Below are 17,042 nucleotides of genomic sequence, written 5' to 3'. Positions count from 1 at the left end.
ATCCTGTTTAAAAGGGGTGTGGGATGTGGGGATGTGGGGATGTGGGGATGTGGGGAGAATAAATAAAAACAATCTCCTGACTCCTGACTCCTGAATCCTATCATTAACCTGAACATTTGTATTTAATTAGGGTGAATGACTATAATTAATGATAAAGCACAGTCAGCATTGACAATGATTAGCGATCAATCCCTCCCCCCCCAAAATATTGAAGCGGAAGAATCTATCTTAGGTGGTATTTTGCTAGATCCAAAAGCGTTAGGTAGAATCAGTGATTTTTTAATTCCAGAAGCTTTCTATGTGAAAACCCATCAAGATATTTATCGTGCGGCGCTTGCTTTACAAGGGAAGGGAAAACCGACGGATTTAATGACGGTTAGCAGTTGGTTACAAGATAACTATCTGTTGGAAGAAATCGGGGGAATGCCGCGATTGTTACAATTAATTGAGCGCACTGTCTCGGCTGCCAACATCGATCGCTATGCTGAATTAGTGATGGATAAATATATGCGTCGTCAGTTAATTTCCACCGGGGGAGAAATTATCGAGTTAGCTAGGGATACGACGCTAGAATTAGAAAATGTTTTCGATGAATCGGAACAAAAGATTTTTCGTCTCACCCAAAAACGACCCCAGGAGGGTTTAATTTTTCTGGGGGATACTTTAATCGAAACTTTTAACGAAATTGAGAAGATGCAGGAGACGACCACTCTACCCGGTATCGAAACTCAATTTTATGATCTCGATGCGATGACCAGTGGTTTACAACCCTCGGATTTAGTTATTATTGCGGGTAGGCCTTCCATGGGAAAAACTTCTTTTGCTCTTAATATTGCCTATAATATCGCTCAACAGAATTTACCCGTGGCGGTTTTTAGTTTGGAGATGTCCAAGGAACAATTGGCCCAACGTTTGTTATCGAATGAGGCTAAAATCGAAAGTAATCGGATTCGCTCGGGCCGTTTGGGACAAAATGATTTAGAGAAGGTTCTTGGGGGACTAGAAAAGTTATTAAATTTGCCCATATATATCGATGATAGTGCTAATTTAAGTGTGATTCAAATGCGTTCCCAAGTGCGGCGTTTACAGGCAGAAAAAAAGGGACAAATGGGATTAGTTTTAATCGATTATCTGCAATTAATGGAAGGGGGAGGTGATAATCGCGTTCAGGAACTTTCTAAAATTACCCGCAGTCTTAAGGGTTTAGCGAGGGAAATTCACGCTCCAGTAATTGCTCTTTCTCAGTTAAGTCGCGCTGTGGAATCTCGCAATAATAAAAGACCGATGATGTCCGATTTACGCGAGTCGGGATGTTTAGCGGGTGATAGTTTAGTTGAGTTAGCCGATCCCCGTGCTAAAGTGCCAATTTGTGAGTTAGTGAATTGCTCTAATTTTACGGTTTTTGCTCTTAATGAGGAAACAATGAAATTAGAAAAAGCACTGGTAACTAAGGTCTTTTCCACAGGATTTAAGCCAGTTTTTCGATTAACAACTCGTTTAGGTCGCACGATTAGAGCTACAGCCAATCATAAATTTTTGACTGTCCACGGTTGGCAAAGATTAGATGAATTAAATATTGGTAATTATATCGCTTTACCTCGCTCTCTGAGTAATTCAGACCTAACTTTTAATTGGGATGAAGTTATGGCAATTCAAGCGGATGGAGAGACAGAAGTGTATGATTTAACAGTAGATAAATTACATAACTTTATTGCCAATAATATCATCGTCCATAACAGTATCGAACAGGATGCGGATTTAATTATGATGTTATACCGAGATGAATATTATAACCCCGATAGTCCCGATCGAGGTGTGGCTGAAGTAATTATTACTAAGCATCGTAACGGTCCCACTGGCACAATTAAGCTACTTTTTCAACCAGAATTTACCAAGTTTCTTAATCTTAAACAAAGTCGCTCTAATTATTAAAATGCAAGCAAATATTAATTATAAAAACAACAATTGGCTCTTAATACTTTTGGCAATTATCTTAACTCTCGGTGTGGTTTTTCGTTGGGCAAATATTGATAAAAAAATCTATTGGCATGATGAATCCTACACGACGATTAGAACCACTGGTTATCAAGCAAAGGAAATCGCTGATACTATCTTTCAAAATCGTCTTTTATCCACCACAGAATTAGGAAAATTTCAACAACTGAAACCAGAAAGTAATGTTTTTGATACGATTAAATCTCTCGCTAAAGAAGACCCTCAACACCCACCTTTATACTTTATTATCTCTCGCTATTGGGAAAAAATATTCGGTTTTTCTCCCATTTCTTCCCGCAGTTTAGCGATTGTTTTTAGTCTTCTCTCTCTGCCATTTATTTACTATCTATCCCTAGAATTATTTGCGGCAAAGTTAACGGCAATTTTAGCAGTAATTTTCTTGGCACTCTCTCCAGTTGATATAATATTTGCTCAAATGTCCCGTCAGTATAGTCTTTTAGTTATGTTAACGATAATCAGTCAATTAATGCTGTTAAAATGCCTCAAAAAAAGAACTCTTGTTAATTGGTCTTTATACACCGTCGCTAATACTCTCGGACTCTACACCCATCTCTTTTTTATTCTCAACTTATTTGCTCAAGCAGCCTTGATACTTTGGTATCTTGTTATGAAACCAGAGCGAAAAAATAACTTGATATTTTTCCTGTTATCTGGGTTAACAATGATAATTTTATATATACCCTGGTTACAGGTTTTTTTAACTAACTCTCAAAGAGCCTTTAACTCCACCAGTTGGGCTGCCGTTAACTATCTCGATTGGGGATTGTTCGGTAAATTATGGCTCTTAACTTTTACTTCCCCATTTAGCGATAGCGATTTTGGTTTTAATAACATCTTCACCTATATATATAGACTAATTTTTTTAATCTTAATTATCTATGCTTTTTATCGAGTTTATCGCTACAATAACCCGATAGCTTTTATTTTTCTGATTACCTCAACCCTAGTACCTTTCCTCGCTTTAGTCATTCCCGATCTAATTTTGACCACCACTAGATCGACTGTCACCCGTTATCTAATTGCGACTTTTCCGACTATCTATATAACTGTGGCTTTTTTCTTGTCACAATTGCTTAATCAAGGTAAATGTTTAGGTAAAATTATCTTGACTTTTTTGTTAACTGCTAGTATAATATCGAACTTTAATAATGCTCTTTCCGAAACCAGTTGGGCAAAAGTTCCTAGTTATTGGAATGGCGAAGTTGCCAGAAAAATCAATGCTGTACCCAATGCCATTATTATCAGCGACGAAGGTAATGACTGGACTAACTTAGGTGATTTGCTTTCCCTTAATTATCGTCTTAATGCTGATGTACAATACTTCCTGACTACCCCTAACCCCGATACCGATAAGTTAAAAGAAGTCCTAGAAATTCCCCAAGCTAACTTATTTCTTTTTCGTCCTTCCAATCGGTTATTACTGGCCCTAGATCAATTCGATATTCGTCTTGATGATTTCTATCCTCAAGGTCAATTGTGGCGAGGGAAGAAATAGGTAAATATATAAGTAGTAGGACAAAATTAACTTCTTGGTTAGGATAGGCAAAAGGCAAGAGGCAAAAGGCAAGAGATGGTTAGATATGTCTAACTAATTGTGTCTAGCTATATATTTTGGGTCAATCTAGCCTGAAAGAGTTGAGCAAAGCTGGTATCATAACCAGTTAAAACCGTTAATCTTCATCTTAAAGAAATGACTTTTCTAATTCCGACTGGCGTTTGGCGGCAAATTCTTAAAAAGCTCCCTATATTACTATTCTTAGCATCTTTTCTCATAGTCCTACTCTTAGGCTATTTTTCTGCCGCTTTCTCTCAAAGTCGAGATCCTGATATTCGCGGTGTTTGGATTACCACCAACGATACTGCGATGCTGATGGACAGGGATAAACGACAACAGGCGATCGAGCAATTAGTTAATCTTAATTTTAATGCTATCTATCCCGTGGTTTGGAATTCCGGCTATGCTCTCTATCCTAGTGCGATCGCCAAACGGGAAGGAATACAGCCTTTTGTGCCTACGGGAGCGCAGGGACAAGATATCTTGGCAGAATTGGTGGAACAAACCCGTGGCAGGGGATTATTGGTCATTCCTTGGTTTGAATTCGGATTTATGGCCCCTCCCACCTCCGAATTAGCCTTAAAACATCAGAACTGGTTAACCCAAAAACGCGACGGGGGAACCACTTGGGTGGGGGCAGCCGGTGAGGTGGTGTGGTTGAATCCCTTCCGTCCCGAGGTGCAGAATTTTCTGCGGGAGTTAGTCTTGGAAGTAGTGGGACAATACGATATTAACGGCATCCAATTCGACGATCATCTGAGTTTACCCAACGAATTCGGCTATGATCCCTATACTATCGCCCTTTATCAACAGGAAACCGAAAAAACGCCCCCAGCTAACCCCCGGGATCCCGAATGGACAAAATGGCGGGCCGATAAAATCACCGCTTTTCTGGCTAATCTCAAAGAATCAATTCAGGCAATTAAACCGAATATATTGCTTTCGATCGCCCCTAATCCCTACGAATTCGCCTATAATGGTCATTTACAGGATTGGCTCGGTTGGGTGCGACAAGGATTAGTCGATGAGTTAATCGTACAGGTTTATCGTCCCGATCTGCCCAGTTTTCTCAAACAAATAGAGCGTCCCGAAATTCAGGAAACCCAGCAAACTATCCCCACCGGTGTGGGGGTTTTAACCGGTTTACGCAATCGACCGATTGCCCTACCCTTGATTGAAGAAAAGGTATTGGCGGCTCGTCAACGGGGTTTAGGGGTGATTTTCTTCTTTTATGAAAGTCTCTGGCAGCAAGCTTTGGAACCTCAAGAAACCAGAAAAGCGGCAATTCAAGCAATGTTTTCCCAACCCATCACTCCCCGTCTTCCCGTGGTGGAAAATATTCCCTTAGTTAGTACACCTGAACCTAATTATCAGCCAGAACTAACCCCCACACCTCCCCCCTTAGCGCCGGACGGGATCGAAATTCCTGTAATTCCCCCTCCGGGTAGTTAATAGCAATTTTTGCCCATAAAAATTACAGATGGAATCATCGAATTTTGAGTTAGACTTACTCATTCCCTGCTAAATAGGCTCTGCTGAATAAATATATAGACGAGATAAGGGTTTTAGGGGACTGTTTAGCCAAGCAGCTGCAAGATTTTCAAGCTAGTGGCTCAAAAACCTTGTATCTTAACTGGTGATCGCTCCTACTTTTTCAGCCAACCCATAATTAATGGGAAAGGACTTGACTTTGCCGGCGACTTGCGCTATGCTTTTTATACAATGGGAATCTATGCAAAATTTTTTCAGACCCGCAGATTTCCATTATGAATAAAATCTTTTAAAAAGATTATCCCAAAATCTGCCGATAAAAGCAAGCAAAATTTTGCCGATAATTGTTAAGTTTTGTTAACAAAGAAATGCAGAGATCAGCAAGGTAAAAAAATCGAAGTCTCTTGGTGATCTTGAAGGACGAAGCATTCGGACAATAACCTATCGCTGAAACCGTAGATTTTCTATCCGAATGCTTCGCCCCTACTTTTTCAGCCAACCCTAGGTAACTAGCCGACATCCATCGTGATAAAATCGGCCTTGTCTTTCTTCTGCCCGCGCGATGCCGAGCGGCGGTATGTTGATCTGATTTCCCCTTTTACTTTTTACTTGGTATAACTCGTGCAGGTTTTCATTTATCATACTCCCGAACTTACCCCCGTCCATACTCTACCCGATTGCGCCGTCGTTATCGATGTTTTAAGAGCAACAACCACGATCGCCACTGCCCTTAATGCCGGTGCAGAAGCAGTGCAAACCTTTAGCGATCTGAAAACCCTGATGCAGGTGAGCGATACCTGGCAACCAGAAAAACGTCTCCGGGCAGGAGAAAGAGGCGGTGCGAAAGTGGAAGGCTGCGATCTGGGCAATTCTCCCCTCGATTGTACCCCTGATTTAATGAAAGGTCGTCGTCTGTTTATCAGCACCACTAACGGCACTCGCGCTCTGCAAAGGGTGGAAGAATCCCCAATCGTGATCACTGCGGCTATGATCAATCGGCAAGCTGCGGTTAATTACTTATTGGATAGGCAGCCCGAAACCGTCTGGATTGTTGGCTCTGGTTGGGAAGGGGGTTATTCTCTGGAAGATACGGCCTGTGCTGGAGCGATCGCCAATGCCCTACAAGAACAATCGGGGCAAATGGCGATCGGTAATGATGAGGTGATCGCCTCGATCGCCCTTTATCGTCAATGGCAAAATGATCTTTTAGGAATGTTCCACAGTTGTAGTCACGGTCAGCGCCTCTTGCGTCTCCACTGTCAAGAAGATTTAAAATACTGCGCTAATATTGACTCTCTTGATGTTTTACCGATCCAAAAAGAACCGAGCATTTTAGTCAAACTTTAGACATTACCCCCCAGAGAAAGGGTTATCCGTGCGGGTAGGATTGATGCTCCTGAGTAACGCACAGAAAACGGGTTTCTCGGAGAAACCCGTTTTCTACTCATGCAAAAGGCAAAACGGAGAATAAATAATCAGTTTTTAATAACTGGATTTAGTATTATTTATAGTTTGCTGATCATAGAGTTCTTGCATAATTAATTGTTGATAGTTCAAAAATGAGAAAAATAGGCATAAAATTGCATAAAATCTCTAAATAGAGCATTTAATTGATTAATGTTCATTCTTAATTCTCCTGACGACCGGCTACTGACTACTGACTCCTCACCTAAGGTCAGATTTTTGATTTTTGCAAGAGGTCTCATGACTATCGATTCTTTACTGCAATCTTTTCAGCGTTTTGGGGTTAATCTCGGTTTAGAAAGAATAAAAAATCTGCTGGAGATTTTAGGCAATCCCCAAGATCAAATTCCGATTATTCATGTCACGGGAACTAATGGCAAAGGTTCGGTTTGTGCCTATCTATCCTCTATTCTCAGCACTGCCGGTTACAAAGTCGGACGTTATATTTCTCCCCATTTAATTGATTGGACAGAAAGAATCTCTATTAATGGCGAAAATATTGAAACTGCGACTTTAGAAAACCTGCTTAAAGATATAGAATCGCTTATCGATCCCCAGCAGGAAAGTCCTACTCAATTTGAGGTAATTACTGCCGCTGCTTGGCTGTATTTTGCCCGGGAAAAGGTGGATATTGCCGTGATGGAAGTGGGTTTAGGAGGAAGATTAGATGCGACTAATGTTTGCGCTCAACCTTTAGTTACTGTCATCACTTCTATTAGTCGGGAACATTGGCAAAATTTAGGCCCGACGGTTGCCGATATTGCTGGGGAGAAAGCGGGGATATTAAAAGCGAATTGTGCCGCAGTTATCGGACAATTACCGGAATCAGCGCAGGGGGTAGTTAGGGAGAGAATCAAGCTGTTAAATTGTCCGACGGTATGGGTAGAAGCTGCCGAAAAAATTGCCGATAATCGTGCTAAATATCAAGGGTTAGAATATCCTTTATCCTTAGCGGGAGATTTTCAATTAACTAATTCCGCTATAGCGATCGCTGTTGTTAATATTTTACGTCGGCAAGGTTGGCAAATTAGCGATGAAGTCGTGCAGGAAGGAATGGCAAAAACTCGCTGGTTAGGACGTTTACAAACCGTTAATTGGTGTCAGCGAGAAATTTTAATAGATGGCGCTCATAATCCTGCTGCTGCTATTGGTTTAAGGCAGTATGTAGATAGTTTAAAGGCTCCAAAAATTATCTGGGTGATGGGAATTTTATCGACTAAAGATCATCGTGAAATATTCCAAGCTTTGTTAAGAAAAGGCGATAGTTTATATTTAGTTCCCGTCCCCGATCATAGCAGTGCTAATCCTGAAACCTTAGCGAAATTAGCGGACTCAATTTGTCCAGAATTATCTCACCTAGAGACTTGTTCCGATGTATTTTTAGGACTAAAAAAAGCCATCCAAGAATCTGCCGATAGTCAGATAATTCTCTGTGGATCGCTTTATTTAGTCGGTTACTTTTTAGGGAGTTTGCTTCAGGGAAAATAAAACATCAATTTTACTGGTGGTTTTATCAGGCATAGTGGCAGTAATTCCGATACCGCGTACCGATTCTAAAAAGGCCTTTGCTTCTGGGGTTAATTCCGTGGCAGGAAGATTATTAATTCCCCCTGCTTTAGCGATAATTTGCTCCACATCGATGAAGAAATAACCGAGATTATTTTTAGGCAAATTTGCGATCGATGCTTGGAAAATCTCACTTTTGCTAATCGGTTGATTCGGTTGCGGTTGATAGGGAATTCCGACGGTCATTTTTAGGGTATCATTATTAGGCCAAGCATAGGTTAAAATCGCTTGTTCTTCCGCTTTCCATTCAGTCACATCTTGGCCAGAAATTTGACTGTTTTTTATGGTGATAAAGGGAACAGTTTTTACCAATTGATTTAACCTATCGAGGGTAGTTTTTGCCGCTTTCTGATCGCCGGTTTGCCAAATCATCATTCCCCCAAAACCTAACCCTCCCACCGCTTGCTGGTTAGGGATAATTCCGAAGACAAATTCTCGATCCATCCAGTTAAAAACTTCTTTATCCGCGTCAAGGGTTGCCATCTGAAAATTCTCACGGATCTGACGCAGAAAAGCTTGTAATTCTGGGTTAGTTTGGGACTGTTTTTCTGCTTCTTCCCATCCCTGTTTAAGATTATTCCCGCTCCAGAGTGCGATGGTATCTCCGGGTAAATAATTTAAAACTTGATTTCTGCTGGGGGAAGGTAGGTTAGAAATAGTTTCAGGAGCAAGTTTAGCCACCATTTGTAACTGTAATCCCGTATCGGTGACACCTACTCCCGCGACAATATCCTGAATTTTTGCTAATTCTTGCCGACTTTGGGGAGATAAATTAGCATCTGCTCCCAATATTTTGGCATAATCATCGATATAAATTGTTGCTAGGGTATTGGGTAGGTTGAGGGATTGGGAAAGCAGTTTTATCACTTCCAGTTTACTGCTAAAAGATGGCTGTCCTTGGTAGGTATTGATCGCCGCTTCTAACACCTTTTTATCGTAGGATATCAACAAAAAATCGCCAGTAACGGCAGTATAAATGGTGGTATTATCCTGCCAATCTATAGCAGTAATTGTAATACCTTTGTAGTCACTGGTGCTAGTTTTGCGATTAACTTTTTGTCCTAGTTGTTTCTGGAATTCCGACGCTTTAATTTTATCTTTGATCCCGATAACCGTTAATAATTCCGATTGTCCGGGGGTAGTTGCGGGAAGGAAAGCAAAGCTAATACTACCGATCCAAGGTTCGATATCCCGTTGATAATCAATCTTATCGGTGAAGATATTTTTTTGTAATTCTTCTAGTCCTTGACTAACCGCAGTTCGCGATTCTGGTGTACCATATTTAGCTAACACTGACCAAGCTTTTGCATCCGTGGAGACAAAACTACTAGCGAAAGCAGTTTCTGGGATAACTTTTGCCGATTGCAAGGGGGTGAATCTTTGCCAAGGAAGTTGTCCTCGTAGATAAAGATAGACACCTCCTGCGGTTACTGCTGTTAGTCCTAGTACGACTAAACAACCGGGTAAAAATGATTTTTTTGACATAGAATTGTGGTTTGGTTAAAAAGTTCAATACTTGGCGATCAATTTGTCTCTGGTTGTAGTTTCTAAAGAATTGGTTAATCTTTAGTAAGCTTTAACTATTATTATAGCTTCTGGAGGTACTAAGCTGTTGACTATCTAAATTACTCGTTAAGACTGCACGGGAGCGGGGGGAAGTAGTTTTAGCTTTTGTACTAAAGTATCCAATACACAGTTTAAATGCAGTACAGCTTAGAATGATCAAATATTGTTGATATGAATACCATAAAAGGCTGATTTTATCATTAAACTGGACATGATTCTGGAAAATTTTCTGATTACTAAGTATGCAGAAATACAGACAAGAAAAATCCCTGTTATTAGAAAATAGTTTAGATTAAAAAGTATTGTTTTTGAATTGTTGCATTTATTTTAAATATATTTATGTAAAAATATTCAAACTACTGCTGTTAACTCTGATACTTAAAAAGCTATCAGAAGCATAATAATTTTCTTGAAAAGTACAGCTTTTTGAAAAAATAAGGTTATTATGAACCTATATTATACTAAATCTGGTTATTAAAGACTGATTATTCATTCCCCTTTTTGCCTTTTGCATGAGTAGAAAACGGGTTTCTCCGAGAAACCCGTTTTCTGTGCGTTACTCAACGGATTTAGTATTAGACCTTTTTGACCCAATATCCAAGAGAGCCAAAAATGACAAAAAATAGGGGCTGAATTTTTTCAACCCCCTACAATACAAGAAATTATCGTTTTAGCGTTGTTTACGTTTTAATGCCAAGGCAGATAAACCAAAGAAACCTAAACCAAAGAGGAGAGTCGGTTCCGGGGTTTGGACAGTTAATAAACCTAATTGACCACCTTCGACAAGATTATTGGGACCGCCGATGCTGCCATTTCGCACACTGTGGGCCTGCACGTCGAGAATTAGAATTTTTTCTCCCGGTCGAGCGCCCGGAAAGAATTCAGTAATATCCAAAATCCCCGAAGTTTCCCAGTTACCTAAATCACTGGGGCTGCTGTCGGTTTGACCACCTGGTAAACTAGCACTACGATCGATCTGACCTACTCGTGTCGCTCGTCCAGTGGTGGCATCAAGTCGCCAAATCGAGGCTTCTTCTCCAGAGGTTTGACCGAAATCAGAGAAAGAACGATCCTCTTGGATATAGATAGTACCGTCATCGGACCAATCGAGGTTATCGGGACTTCTCACCCCAAAATCTGGACCGCTAAATTGACCGCCACCCGCATCATTACCATCGTAGAGAATGCGAGCGCTGACGCTAGAAGCAGCGGTGTCGAGATTGCCGTTTTGATCGAAAACCAGATTATTATCGAAGATATAAACGGTTCCCCAGCTATCGGCCCCATTGAATAAAGAACTGCGTCCGGTGGAAGCAAGAACAATTTGGGAACCATCACTGGGATTAATCGAGACATCTTCTGGACGGGAGAAGGAAAAAGCTCCTAAAGCGTCCGCTTGGGCCCGAAGATTGCTATCGGTGGCAAAACCATTGAGAAAACCAACCCCACTTCCCTCGTTCACCACTTCTACCCAACGTCCGGCGCTGGTGTTACCAGTACCAGCAAAGTCCTGGGGATCCACACCTTCATCACCTACCCAAACATACAGTTTGCCCTGTTTGAGACCATTGCGATCAAGAAAACTACCATCTCCGACCCCGTTTTTCTCCCCAATGTAGAGATAGAGAGGTGCGGACTCGGTATCATCACCCCCGATCATCGCAATGCGATCACTTCTACCTGTATCAATTTCTGTCCAATTTTCCCAACCACCGCGACCCATTTCTGGGGCAGCCCAGAGACCGAAATTGGTAGGATCGAGAACCCATTGAGTCCCATTGCTGGTTTCTTCTCCAGCAAAGTAGATATTATCTTCAAAACCGATCCCTTGACCGAAGGAATAACGACCGAAAGCGGCACCAGAACAAAAACGATCTAAACCTCCAATGGTGGGAGCGAGTTCAAATTGACTGGTACTGGTGATTATATTGTAAGAGCGATCGTAGATTTTATCGAAGGCTAATCCAGAACCGATAATTTGACGACTACTGGTGTCGATGTCAAAGTAACTGATTCTTGCTCCTCTCACGGAAAGCTGGTTAGCAGTACCCGGATTCAGGGTATAAGAGGCTCCTTGGTTATTTCTAACTTCGTGGTTGACCAAGGCACGAATCGTCCCATTTCCTAGATTGATAACGCCAATTCCATCAAGAATACCGATGGGAGTGTAATTGTTAATGGTTTCACCCACTGTAAATAGGGGCGTATATTCATAACCATTCAATCCTGTCACCTGCGGTCCGCCTGTATTAGTATGAGCTTGCGCTAAAACCGTCGGTACGTTTATTAGGGAAATTCCCACTGTTAGCAGTGTTGCCGCTAGAACATTTTTGGGGTTAGAATGTGAAGCAATCATTAATTTTTTAGTCCTCTAATCTCAAGGAAACAAAACGTTCTCTCTTGAGATTAGAAGGCTTTTATTAAGGGATTGATAACCTGAGAATAAAAACTCTTTAAGAACTGATGCTTTGTCATAATTATTAATGTTTGTGTAAACAATTGTAAAAAAGCTGGATGCTCACGACCTAGATTCTTTCTATTAACAATTGTTATTTAATCATCGAGCCTAATAAACAATGTCTTTCTTTTGCTTATTCTGACTCCTTAATACTGTCCTGTGACTCTTTCCCTAAGGGAATATTTTTGATTTTTGGCAGAAGTCCATTATTAATTCCCACCGCTTGATTAATATTAGTCAACCCATTGGCTTCTAATTTTTCTGTTAATCCTTGTAAAATATTTGATACTAGCCAGGGTCCTCGGTATAACCAACCAGTATAAATCTGTAATAAACTCGCACCGGCGGTAATTTTTTCCCAAGCATCATCGAGAGAAAAAATGCCTCCCACTCCAATTATCGGTAAATTGCCTTGGGTTTGCCCATAGATAAAACGGATCACTTCCGTGGAACGTTCCCGCAAAGGTTGCCCACTAATTCCCCCTGCTTCTTCAGTGATTGGTTTACCAGTTTCGGGCAAAATTGTGGTTTTTAATCCCGTGCGTTTAGTGGTGGTATTAGTAGCGACAATTCCAGCTAATTGATAGGAGAAAGCTAAATCAATAATTGTTCTGATATCTTCCCATTCCAAATCGGGAGAAATTTTCACTAATAGGGGTTTTCTGCCTTGATTTTCTGTTTGTAAAATGTCGAGAATTTTATCGAGTTGTTCCCCACTTTGCAGGGAACGCAAACCGGGAGTATTGGGAGAACTAACATTAACGACAAAATAATCAGCATGGGGGAATAAATAGCGAAAACTGCCTAAATAGTCGTCTGGAGCCTTTTCTAGGGGCGTATTTTTCGATTTACAGAGGTTAATACCGATGGGAATCTGTCGGGGTTGTCGTTGCCAAGATTGCTGGAGAGTTGCCGCTAGAACCGGCGCACCGAGGTTATTTGCACCCATACGGTTTAATCCAGCCAAATCTTCCGGTAAACGAAATAATCTCGGTTTTGGATTGCCCGGTTGCCCTTCTAGGGTGACAGCACCCACCTCGGCAAAACCAAAGCCGAAATTATGCCAAAGTCCAGCCCCTAAACCGTCTTTATCGAATCCTGCCGCCAATCCGACGGGATTGGGGAAATTTAACCCCCAGAGGCTTTGCGATAGGCGAGAATCGCTAAAACTGAGGGATTCTGATAATTGGGAGATTAACCATTGTCCCCAAAATTCCCCCCGCGAGCGATCGATTTTTTGCAGAGTATTTAATAATTGTTTTTGTGTTCCCTCTAAATTGCCCCGAATAGCCTTAAAAGCTAGGGGATAAAATGGTTTAATTGTATCAATTATATTTGTCATAAGCTGTTAACTATTTAAATTACTTGTTGGGACAAGGCAAGAGGCAACAGTAAAGGGATTGGTGGAAATTCCGCTTATCTAAGAATAAGCAGTTTAAATGCGTATTAACCAAATTTACCTTGCTTTCCCTAGTTTATAATCCCCAAGACTATAAACCTTGACGAGGGTTAAAAGTTTCGATCGCCCGTATTTTTTGATAAAGTTCTAATTCTTCGGGGCTAGGATTGGGAGGATTAACTAATTGAATTTCCACTAATTGATCACCCCTTTCTCCTTGGGAAGTGGGATAACCTTTATTAGCTAAACGTAATCTTTGACCGCTTTTAACTCCTTTGGGAATCATCATTTTAACTAACCCGTCAATGGTGGGAATTTCCACAAAACCGCCCACAATTGCCTCGCTAGGAGTAATCGGTACTTGACAGACAAGATCGGAACCTTGAATCCTAAAAAAAGGATGCCTAGCGATAGTTATTTTTAAATATAAATCACCCCCTTCAATCCCCTGACCTTTGAGACGAATTTTCTGCCCATCGATCATAGCTGCCGGCATATCAACCTCTATTGATCTACCATCTTCCAGACGAATTCTTTGTCTGCCACCTTGATAGGCTTTCTCTAAAGGTAAAGTTAATTTTGCCTCCACATCTCGACGAGTTAAACGGGGAGAGGAGGCAATTTTAGCACGCTTAGTATTAAGGTTATTAAAATCTTTAAACTTCCATAAATCCTGTTCTGTACGGGGCATTTTTCCATTACCGTTACTATTGGCTTTTTCCCCCGGACGTATCCCACGGCGCTTAATCCCCGTCAAGGAACGATTATACTCAACCCGTTTTTCTTCATCGGAGAGAACATCATAAGCTTCATTAATATCTTTAAACTTTTCTTCGGCCGATTTATCCCCCGGATTAACATCGGGATGATATTGGCGAGCCAGTCGTCGAAAAGCCTTTTTGATCTCGTCACCAGTAGCCGTGCGAGATACTCCTAAAACATCATAATAATTAACTAATTGTGGCATATATTCAGTTATCAGTTATCAGTTATCAGTTATTAGTTATCAGATTTTAGTTCTAAGTGAGCAGTATGTATTAAGCGAGCAGTATTAAATAGTAGTTTCCCACTGTCTTTTTACTGATTACTGATCACTGTTTACTGATCACTGATTAAAACCAATCATCATCGTCATCATCCCAGTTATTTTGGGGGGGGATATTGCGGGAACGATTGCCGCCGCTGCGGTTACTTTTACTATTGTTATAACTTTTTTCCTCCGAAGGGGGGGGACTTTGCCAATCGCTATCGCGGCCATTGTAGTAATTGTCCTGATTGCGGGGGCGATAACTATCTTGATTAGCCGAATAATTGGGTCGATAATCACTTTCATAACCCGGTGTACTGGGACGATAATCCTGACGATAACGATCGCGACGCGGTTCGTAGGGAAGCTCATCTTCCTTATCCCCGGTAAAAGTCTTGCGAATAGCGCTAAAAAAGCCCTCGTCTTCCTCGTCGTATTGTAGCCGTACCTCGCGATTTAATTCATAGATAACATCCTGTAGGTCCGCCTGGGCGCGATCAATGCGACGGTCATCATTTTTCTCCAAAGCGTCGATAATTTCCGTACTCAAGGACTCAATTTGACGACGATAGGAACGGGTGAACTCATTACCAAAATCGAGAGTAACATCTTTTAAGCGTCGTTGGGCTTGATCCACCAGAGAGCGGGCGCGATTGCGTTTATCGACCTTTTCGCGACGGGTACGATCTGCTTCCGCAAATCGAGCAGCATCGCCAATCATCCGGTTAATTTCCCCTTCGCTGAGGGTAGAAGCGCCTTGAATGGTGACACTTTGCTCCCGTCCGGTCATTTTATCCCTAGCGGTGACTTGTAGAATACCGTTAGCATCGATATCGAGGGACACCTGCACTTGGGGAATACCCCGGGGTGCGGGGGGGATACCAGTTAATTTAAAACGTCCCAGGGATTTATTATCGCTGGCCATTTCCCTTTCCCCCTGTAAAACGTGGATTTCCACCACAGTTTGATTATTTTCAGAAGTGGAAAAAAGGTCAGATCTGCGAACGGGAATAGTGGTATTGCGGGGGATTAACTTTTTCATCACACCGCCGATGGTTTCTAAACCCAAGGATAAAGGGGTCACATCGAGGAGCAGCACGTCTTTGACCTCGCCGCCCAAAATTCCCGCTTGAATAGCCGCCCCGACCGCTACAACCTCATCAGGGTTAACATTTTGATTGGGTTCCCTATCGATAAAACTCCGCACCAAATCCTTCACCACCGGCATCCGCGTGCCGCCGCCCACCAGTACCACTTCGTCCAGTTGGACGGGGGACAAACCGGCATCAGAAAGGGCCCGTTTGAGAGGACGACGGAGACGACTGATTAAATCGCCGCATAATTCCTCAAATTGGGCCCGACTCAGGCGAGTTTCGATGTGTTTGGGTCCGTCTTCCGTGGCGATGATAAAGGGTAGATTAATATCGGTGACGCTGACCCCAGATAGTTCAATTTTGGCTTTTTCTGCCGCTTCTGTGAGTCTTTGTAGTGCTTGCCGGTCTTGGCGCAGCTCCACGCCTTCCTGTTCCAAAAATTGATTGGCTAACCAATCGACGATTCTTTTATCGAAATCATTACCGCCTAATTGGGTGTCGCCACTGGTGGCTTTCACCTCAAAAACGCCGTCACCCACTTCCAGGATAGAAACATCAAAAGTACCGCCTCCTAGGTCAAAAACGAGGATTTTCTTGCTTTCCTGTTCATCGAGACCGTAGGCTAGGGCAGCGGCGGTGGGTTCGTTGAGAATCCGCAGCACTTCTAACCCGGCAATTCGGCCGGCATCCCGGGTGGCTTGACGTTGGGAGTCATTAAAATAGGCGGGGACGGTGATGACGGCCCCGGTCACTTCTTCCCCTAGATAACGGCTGGCTTCTTCGGCTAATCGGCGTAAAATTAGGGCGGAAATTTCTTCGGGGGCGAATTCTTTTTGCAGACGGGGGCATTTAATTTTGATATTGCCCATCTCATCCCGGCGGATGGTGTAGGGGACGCGCTTCGATTCGGGGTTTAATTCCGAGTAGCGACGACCTATGTAGCGTTTGACTCCATAGTAGGTGTTTTGGGGATTGAGTACCCCTTGTCGCCGGGCCATTTGACCGACCACTAACTCCCCATCTTTATTAAAACCGACCACAGAAGGGGTGGTTCTCATGCCCTCCGAGTTGGCGATGACCACTGGCTTTCCGCCTTCCATCACGGCGACGACGGAGTTAGTTGTCCCTAGATCAATGCCTACTACTCTACCCATGCTTGTTTTTGTCTCCCCCTAGATTTCGATAACTTCGGGACTTTTACCTTCGATCGATAGTTTAAATCGCTTAATGCTTGTTGACAATATTGTATCGAATTGTCTTAGGTTCTCGCTCTCGCTCCGGGTCAATTAAGGGTGTGATTACCGAAGTGGTCTTTTAGCGACTCTGGCGATCGAGCTTGGGGGGTTTTAAATAGGGTCTGCTGAAAAAGTTTTTCCTGGGGGCAGAGTGTGGGGTGTGGGGTGTGG

General features: G+C 42.3%; 10 protein-coding genes. 5 read left to right on the top strand and 5 right to left on the bottom strand.

Translation table 11 applies throughout. The features are described 5' to 3' along the window. The first annotated feature begins 174 nt into the window (after nt 1-174). From dnaB to IQ234_RS14660, 5 genes are all read left to right on the top strand, one after another. Complete coding sequence (dnaB, locus tag IQ234_RS14680; protein WP_193957627.1) at nt 175-1,932, top strand: replicative DNA helicase; 1,758 nt, start codon at nt 175-177, stop codon at nt 1,930-1,932. A gap of 1 nt (nt 1,933) precedes the next feature. Then, a complete protein-coding gene (locus IQ234_RS14675) occupies nt 1,934-3,511 on the top strand; it encodes a glycosyltransferase family 39 protein (protein ID WP_193957626.1) in 1,578 nt (525 codons plus the stop codon). Nucleotides 3,512-3,706: 195 nt separating this feature from the next. Beyond that, nucleotides 3,707-5,023 (top strand): family 10 glycosylhydrolase, encoded by a 1,317-nt coding sequence (locus IQ234_RS14670; RefSeq protein WP_193957625.1) that lies wholly within the window; start codon nt 3,707-3,709, stop codon nt 5,021-5,023. A gap of 660 nt (nt 5,024-5,683) precedes the next feature. After that, on the top strand, nt 5,684-6,409 hold the full coding sequence (locus tag IQ234_RS14665; protein WP_002790924.1) for a 2-phosphosulfolactate phosphatase family protein: 726 nt from the start codon (nt 5,684-5,686) through the stop codon (nt 6,407-6,409). Between the two features lie 357 nt (nt 6,410-6,766). Then, nucleotides 6,767-8,014, top strand: a complete 1,248-nt coding sequence (locus tag IQ234_RS14660) for a bifunctional folylpolyglutamate synthase/dihydrofolate synthase (protein WP_193957624.1) — start codon at nt 6,767-6,769, stop codon at nt 8,012-8,014. Here IQ234_RS14660 and IQ234_RS14655 read toward each other — a convergent pair. From IQ234_RS14655 to dnaK, 5 genes are all read right to left on the bottom strand, one after another. Then, nucleotides 7,988-9,577, bottom strand: a complete 1,590-nt coding sequence (locus IQ234_RS14655) for a DUF3352 domain-containing protein (RefSeq protein WP_193957623.1) — start codon at nt 9,575-9,577, stop codon at nt 7,988-7,990. The two genes, IQ234_RS14660 and IQ234_RS14655, sit on opposite strands and share 27 nt — an antisense overlap. A 751-nt stretch (nt 9,578-10,328) precedes the next feature. Further along, complete coding sequence (locus IQ234_RS14650; RefSeq protein ID WP_193957622.1) at nt 10,329-12,014, bottom strand: alkaline phosphatase PhoX; 1,686 nt, start codon at nt 12,012-12,014, stop codon at nt 10,329-10,331. A gap of 235 nt (nt 12,015-12,249) precedes the next feature. Further along, a complete protein-coding gene (locus IQ234_RS14645; RefSeq protein WP_193957621.1) occupies nt 12,250-13,458 on the bottom strand; it encodes a quinone-dependent dihydroorotate dehydrogenase in 1,209 nt (402 codons plus the stop codon). A 148-nt stretch (nt 13,459-13,606) separates the two neighbouring features. Beyond that, nucleotides 13,607-14,482 (bottom strand): J domain-containing protein, encoded by an 876-nt coding sequence (locus IQ234_RS14640; RefSeq protein WP_193957620.1) that lies wholly within the window; start codon nt 14,480-14,482, stop codon nt 13,607-13,609. A gap of 145 nt (nt 14,483-14,627) precedes the next feature. Then, a complete protein-coding gene (dnaK, locus tag IQ234_RS14635; RefSeq protein ID WP_193957619.1) occupies nt 14,628-16,790 on the bottom strand; it encodes a molecular chaperone DnaK in 2,163 nt (720 codons plus the stop codon). Nucleotides 16,791-17,042 lie beyond the last annotated feature (252 nt).

The organism is Microcystis aeruginosa LEGE 91341 (assembly GCF_015206885.1).
In the GTDB taxonomy this organism is placed as follows: domain Bacteria; phylum Cyanobacteriota; class Cyanobacteriia; order Cyanobacteriales; family Microcystaceae; genus Microcystis; species Microcystis aeruginosa_H.
Note: the sequence above shows the minus strand (reverse complement) of the source record. Positions and strands in the feature narration are given on the sequence as shown.

Excerpts from the sequence above, each read along its gene's own strand:
- IQ234_RS14640 (WP_193957620.1), bottom strand. The coding sequence starts at position 14,482 with ATGCCACAATTAGTTAATTATTATGATGTTTTAGGAGTATCTCGCACG.
- IQ234_RS14670 (WP_193957625.1), top strand. The coding sequence starts at position 3,707 with ATGACTTTTCTAATTCCGACTGGCGTTTGGCGGCAAATTCTTAAAAAG.
- IQ234_RS14650 (WP_193957622.1), bottom strand. The coding sequence starts at position 12,014 with ATGATTGCTTCACATTCTAACCCCAAAAATGTTCTAGCGGCAACACTG.
- dnaK (WP_193957619.1), bottom strand. The coding sequence starts at position 16,790 with ATGGGTAGAGTAGTAGGCATTGATCTAGGGACAACTAACTCCGTCGTC.
- IQ234_RS14660 (WP_193957624.1), top strand. The coding sequence starts at position 6,767 with ATGACTATCGATTCTTTACTGCAATCTTTTCAGCGTTTTGGGGTTAAT.
- IQ234_RS14645 (WP_193957621.1), bottom strand. The coding sequence starts at position 13,458 with ATGACAAATATAATTGATACAATTAAACCATTTTATCCCCTAGCTTTT.
- dnaB (WP_193957627.1), top strand. The coding sequence starts at position 175 with ATGATTAGCGATCAATCCCTCCCCCCCCAAAATATTGAAGCGGAAGAA.
- IQ234_RS14675 (WP_193957626.1), top strand. The coding sequence starts at position 1,934 with ATGCAAGCAAATATTAATTATAAAAACAACAATTGGCTCTTAATACTT.
- IQ234_RS14655 (WP_193957623.1), bottom strand. The coding sequence starts at position 9,577 with ATGTCAAAAAAATCATTTTTACCCGGTTGTTTAGTCGTACTAGGACTA.